Origin of the sequence: Sphingomonas sp., assembly GCF_019749955.1 — a bacterium.
Taxonomy (GTDB): Bacteria; Pseudomonadota; Alphaproteobacteria; order Sphingomonadales; family Sphingomonadaceae; genus Sphingomonas.
Window position 1 is genome coordinate 1 of the sequence record NZ_JAIEPC010000087.1, and the last position, 5619, is coordinate 5619.

Below are 5619 nucleotides of genomic sequence, written 5' to 3' on the forward strand. Positions count from 1 at the left end.
GCATCGGGATAGGCGCCGAATTTGCTGCGCAGTCGCGCGAGCAGTTTCGGGCTCTCGCGCACGTCCCATTCGTTGAGCGTCGCGAACACATCGCCATAGCGCGGGCGCTCGTCACGCGGAGAGATGTTGTAATAGATTTGCGGATTCCCGCGCCCCGCATTTTCCATGACGTTGGTGATCGCCGGCTCGGCCTTCAGCACGCTCGCAACGTCGCGCACCGCCTTGTCAGTGGCCGCAATGCTGCTGCCCTCGGGCGTTTCGACACGCACGAGGAAATAGGGCGTTTCAGCCGAGGGGAAGAGCGAAAAGCCGAGCACCGGCACCAGCCCGAACGCGCCGAAGCACAACAGCATCGCGCCATAGAACCAGACGCGCGGGCGATTGAGCGCGCCGCGCAGGATCGGCGCATAGATGCGGTGAATGCCGCCCATCACGACGCGCAAAGCTGCGTTGCCTTCGGGCGCATGGGGTTTCAGCATGCGGCTGGCGATGAACGGGATGATCGTCAGCGACACGATCAGCGAGCTGGCGACCGTCAGCATCACCGACACCGGCAGGCCGCGCACGAAATCTCCCGCCCCTTCGGGCAGGAAGATGAGCGGCATGAACGCGCACAACAGCACGCCGGTCGCGCCCGCGACCGCTGGCCCAATCTCACGCGTGCCGGTGACGGCAGCGGTGATCGGCTGATCGCCGTCGCGGATGTGGCGCTCGATATTCTCAGTGACCACGATCGAATCGTCGACCAGCAGCCCGAGCGATAAAATGAACCCCGAAATCGTGATCTGGTTGAGCGAATAGCCGAATAAAGACAGCATCAGCAGCCCCATCGCGAGGCTGAGCGGGATTGATACCATCACGATCAGCGACGGGCGGAAGCCGAGCGGGAAGAGCGTGATCAGCACCAGCCCGAGCGCGATCAGGAAGTCGTGGCTGAGCTGGGTCAATTTGCGATCGATGTCGCGGCTCTGGTCAAAACCAACTTCGAGCTTCATGTCGGGCGGCAGTTGCGCACGAAACGACCCCACTGCCTTGACCAGCGAATCGCGCAAGGTGCCCGCGTCGATCTCGTCCTTCTGACGGACTGTCACGAACAGCGCGCGCTTGCCGTTGAAGCGGGTGATGTGGGTGCGCTCGGCCTCCGCCCAGTCGACTTGCGCAATCTCTCCCACCCGGAGCAATCGACCGTCGTTCGCGCGCAGCGGCACGTCGCGCACTGCCTCGACCGTGCGGAAGGCGCCACCGGCGTCGATGTTGAACCGCCGCCCGCCGCCCGTCACCGCCCCTGCGGGCAGATCCGTGCCGCCCTGCCGCACGGCATTGGCGACGGCAGAAGCGGGCAGCCCAGCCTCCGCCAAGCGCCCGGCGTCGATCGCCACCCGCACTTCCGGTCGCGCGGCGCCGTCGATCGCGGTTGTGCGCACGCCGGGGACGACGTTAAGCCGGTCGCGCAGGTCATCGGCATATTTGACCATCCGCCGCCAGCTCGCGGTTTCGCTCGTCAGCGCGAGCTGGAGCACCCCGGCTTCGGTGGTGCGCGGGCGGCGATAATCGATGCGCTGAATGCCCTGCGGCAACCGGTCGCGGATCGCGCCGACTTGGCGGACGACGCGGTCGAGCGATTGTTCGGCATCGGTGCCATGTTCGAATTCGACCGAGATCACCGCCAGCCCGTCGGTCGCGGTCGAGCGAATCTCGCGGACATGGTCGAGGCCTTGCAGATCGTCCTCAATCGGCTTGGCGACGGTTTCCTCAATCTCGGCGGCGTCGGCGCCGGGGAGCACCACGGTCACCACCGTGACCGAAATCGGGAAATGCGGATCGACCGAGCGCGGGATGGTCAGAAACGCCTGCGCGCCCAATGCCGCGAGCAGCAGGAAGACGAGCATCGTCACCTGCCAGCGGCGAACGGCAAATGCCGTCAGATTCATCGCGAGGCGCCGATCGGGTCGATCTTCATCCCGTCCTTCAGCCGGTCGACGCGCGAGGTCGCGACCAGCTCGCCGCGCGTGAGGCCATTGGTCACGCGGACGCCGCTGTCGGTCGCCTCGGCAACGCCGACGCGGCGCAGCGCAACGGTCTTGCGGCCACGATCGACGACATAGACGAAGCCCTCGCCCGCGCGCACCGCGAACACTGCATTGGCGGGCACCCGGAGCACCGACTGGCCGACCCCGCCCGCCGTGATCCGGGCGTTACCGATCTGGCCCGAGCGCAAGCGCTTGTCGTCGGGCAGGCCGATCTCGACGGCGAAGGTGCCGGTGGCCCGGTCAGCGCGACCGCCGATTTCAACCACGCGGCCCGCCATCGGCGCGTCGCCAAGCGCGGCCAGTGTTACGGTCGCAGGCGTGCCGGCCGTGAGCCGCGCGGCGTCGCGATCCGACAGCGGCACGCGCAGCACATAGCCGCTCGCTTCCTCACCGACGATCAGCACCGGGGTGCCTGCCGCCACGACCTGGCCGGGCTCGGTCAGTCGCGCGAGTACGGTGCCGCTCCCCGGCGCGACGATCGTCGCATTGGCGGTCTGGAACCCCGCCGCGCGGACCTGCGCATCTGCCGATTCGAGCGCGGCCTTGGCGTTTTCGAGCCGGGGCCGGGTGATCCAGCCCTGCGCCATCAGCGTTTCGCTGCGCTTATACTCGGCGGCAGCGCGCGCGCGTTCGGCGCGGGCGCGGGCGAGATCGGCAGCGACGGTGGTGGTGTCGAGCGCGGCCAGCAACTGCCCGCGATGCACACGGTCGCCTTCGTTGACGGTCATGCGCAGGATACGCCCCGCGCTGGTGAAGCCGAGCGACGCTTCGCGCCGCAGCGCGACGGTACCGACGCCGGTAACCTCGGCGGCCTGCACATCGCCGCCGACGGGGGTCACGCGGACCTGCGGCGGTGCAGCCGGTGCTTCCTTGGGCGCGGTCGCGGGCTTGCCGCAGCTTGCCAGCAGCGCGGCCGTCGCCAAAATCACCCCACGCCGCATCGCCGCTCTCCCCGTCATGACACGGGCATAACGTATTCAGTGGCGATTTAAAACTGAATTTTCTTGGGCGCGCGCAATCGCGGCTTTAGTTCTTCAACCGCCAGCCGCGCCGCAGCAACTGATAGCACAGCAAACCAATCGCGATGTCGAGCCCCAGAATCACCGCGCCGCCAAACACCACATCCGAATCGGCATCGAGCAGGAAGCCGTACCGAAACCCGGAGATGATGTAGAAAAACGGGTTGAAATGGCTGAACGTCTGGAACGCAGGCGCCAGCTTGTCGACCGAATAGAAAGTGCCCGACAGCAGGGTCAGCGGCGCGATCAGGAAATTCTGGACGGCAGCGGCGTGATCGAATTTCTCCGCCCACATCGACGTCAAAATCCCGACGAACGACAGGAACACGGCACCAAGCAGCCCGAACCAAATGATCGCGAGCGGGTGCTGCGGCACGACATGGACGCCGGGCCAGAACTGCATCGCCAGGAACACCGCGAGCCCGACGCAGACAGCGCGGGTGACGGCACCGCCGACCATCCCGGCGAGCAGCTCCCCCGTCGACAGCGGCGGCATCAGATAATCGACGATTGTCCCCTGGATCTTCCCCACCAGCAGCGAGAAGCTCGAATTGGCGAAGGCGTTTTGCAGCATCCCCATCACGATCAGCCCGGGCGCAAGAAAGTCGGCGAAAGGCACTGCTGTGCCGCCGATCTGGACGGGCCGTTTGCTGCCAGTCGCGACAGTGAAGATCACCAGAAACAACAGCGTTGTCATCGCCGGCGCCCACACGGTTTGCAGCTGGACCTTGAAGAACCGCCGCACCTCCTTGATATAGAGCGTTCGCAGACCGCCCCAATTGACGTTGCGGATGACCGGAACACCCGGTGGGCTGAGGGGTGGGCTGAGCGGTTCGGGGGCGTTTCCGGGCGTGCTGGACATGAGATTGCGCCTAAACGCTGGCGCTGTGCCCCGCAAGGCGGCATGGCTCGCGGGGCGCCGAGGCAGGATTTTTGAAGGATGAGCATGAGCTGGACCGACGAGCGGATCGATACGCTGAAGACGATGTGGGAAAAGGGCCTGACCGCCAGCCAGATCGCCGAAACGCTGGGTGGGGTCAGCCGCAATGCCGTGATCGGCAAGGCGCACCGGCTCGGGCTGCAAGCACGCCCGTCGCCGGTGAAGCCCAACGAAGTCGAAGCCAAGCCCGCGCCGGTCGTGCGCGAGGCAGTCGCAGCGCCTGCGCCCAAGCCCACGCCGAAGCCCGCACCGGTCGTGGTTGCGGCGCCGGTCGAGGTCGAACCCGAAGTCGATGAGACGGTCGAGTCAGACGATGTGGCCGCGCCCGAGGCGCCGAAGGCACCCACCGTCATCATGCGCTCGGTCGGCCCCGGCGGCTTTCTGCGTCAGGCCCCCGGCGAGCAGCAGGCGCCGATCGCGCCCGCGCCGCCGCGTCGCCTCGTCCCCGCGCGCCCGTCGGCCGATATGGCGGGCAAGACGACCTTGCTCGATCTCAACGACCGCATCTGCAAATGGCCGCTCGGTCACCCCGGCGAGCCCGATTTCCACTTTTGCGGCGAAAAGGTGAACCCCGGTTTTCCGTACTGCGTCGATCACTGCGGCCATGCCTATCAGGCACAGCTCCCCCGCCGCGATCGCCGCCCGCCGCCGCCACTGCCGTTCGGCGGCCCGAGGGTTCGTTAAGGCAGTGATGATCAAACCAACTCACCCCTCCCCTTCAGGGGAGGGGCAGGGGTGGGGCCTGTCCGCAAGCGCTGCGCCGGTGGAGAGGCCCCACCCCAACCCCTCCCCTAAAGGGGAGGGGCTCTAGTGAGTTCGTATGATCACATACGCCTCTAAACCGCTTGGGGCGTCAGCCTAGGCTTTCGCCTGATCCCGGATCGGCAGGTTGCGCACGCGCTTGCCTGTCGCTGCGAACAGGGCGTTCGCCAGTGCAGGCGCAGCGGGGGGCAGGCCAGGTTCGCCGAGGCCACCCATATCGTGCCCGCTGTTGATGAAGTGCACGGCAATCGCCGGTGCATCGGCCAGCTTCAGCACCTCATAGTCGCTGAAATTGCTCTGCTGCACCGCGCCCTTGTCGAGCGTGATCGCTTCACCGATCGCGGTTGAGAGCCCCATGACGATGCCGCCCATCACTTGCGCTTCGGCATTGCGCGGGTTCACCACCGTGCCGCAGTCGACCACTGCAGTGACCTTGAGCACCTTGGGCGTGCCATCTTCTTTCAGCGTCGCTTCGGTCACGTGCGCGGCAATCGTATTGAACGATTCGACCATCGCGATGCCACGTCCGACACCTGCGGGTAGCGGTGTGCCCCAGCCGCCGAGCTTGGCGGCTTGCTCAAGCACCGCGAGATGGCGCGACCCCGGCTTCAAATGGCGCTTGCGGAACTCGAAGGGATCGACGCCCGCCGCATGCGCCAGTTCGTCCATGAAGCTCTCGGCGTAGAAGCCATGCTGCGTCGCATTGACCGATCGCCACGCGCCGACCGTCTGGTTCGACACCTGCTTGAAGTGCCGCCGCATCGCTGCGGGCAAGTCATAGAAGAAGGGCACATCAGGCAGCCCCGCCTCGGGCTGGGCGAAATCATAGCGCAAAGCAGCGATCTTGCCGTCGCTGCCGATCGCGGCC

The 5619-nt window shown here is 66.4% G+C and carries 5 protein-coding genes; 1 reads left to right on the top strand and 4 read right to left on the bottom strand.

What is annotated here, in order from left to right; all coding sequences use genetic code 11:
- The 3 genes from K2W81_RS14255 to K2W81_RS14265 all read right to left on the bottom strand — a co-directional run.
- Positions 1-1931: efflux RND transporter permease subunit (locus tag K2W81_RS14255; protein ID WP_294105483.1), on the bottom strand; the 1931-nt coding region annotated here is incomplete at its 3' end.
- The gene (locus K2W81_RS14260; RefSeq protein ID WP_294105485.1) at positions 1928-2989 is read right to left on the bottom strand and encodes an efflux RND transporter periplasmic adaptor subunit; all 1062 of its coding nucleotides are present in this window, start codon (positions 2987-2989) and stop codon (positions 1928-1930) included. The genes K2W81_RS14260 and K2W81_RS14255, both read right to left, overlap by 4 nt.
- Before the next feature lie 67 nt (positions 2990-3056).
- Positions 3057-3911: an ABC transporter permease gene (locus K2W81_RS14265; protein WP_294105487.1), complete on the bottom strand. Its 855-nt coding sequence runs from the start codon at positions 3909-3911 to the stop codon at positions 3057-3059.
- 84 nt (positions 3912-3995) lie between these two features.
- On the opposite strand from K2W81_RS14265, the gene K2W81_RS14270 reads away from it, so the two are divergent.
- Positions 3996-4673: a GcrA family cell cycle regulator gene (locus tag K2W81_RS14270; RefSeq protein WP_294105488.1), complete on the top strand. Its 678-nt coding sequence runs from the start codon at positions 3996-3998 to the stop codon at positions 4671-4673.
- 174 nt (positions 4674-4847) lie between these two features.
- Here the strand turns inward: K2W81_RS14270 and K2W81_RS14275 are convergent.
- Positions 4848-5619 (bottom strand): molybdopterin cofactor-binding domain-containing protein (locus K2W81_RS14275; RefSeq protein ID WP_294105490.1); only part of this gene is annotated, 772 nt, incomplete at its 5' end.

Excerpts from the sequence above, each read along its gene's own strand:
- K2W81_RS14260 (WP_294105485.1), bottom strand. The coding sequence starts at position 2,989 with ATGACGGGGAGAGCGGCGATGCGGCGTGGGGTGATTTTGGCGACGGCC.
- K2W81_RS14265 (WP_294105487.1), bottom strand. The coding sequence starts at position 3,911 with ATGTCCAGCACGCCCGGAAACGCCCCCGAACCGCTCAGCCCACCCCTC.
- K2W81_RS14270 (WP_294105488.1), top strand. The coding sequence starts at position 3,996 with ATGAGCTGGACCGACGAGCGGATCGATACGCTGAAGACGATGTGGGAA.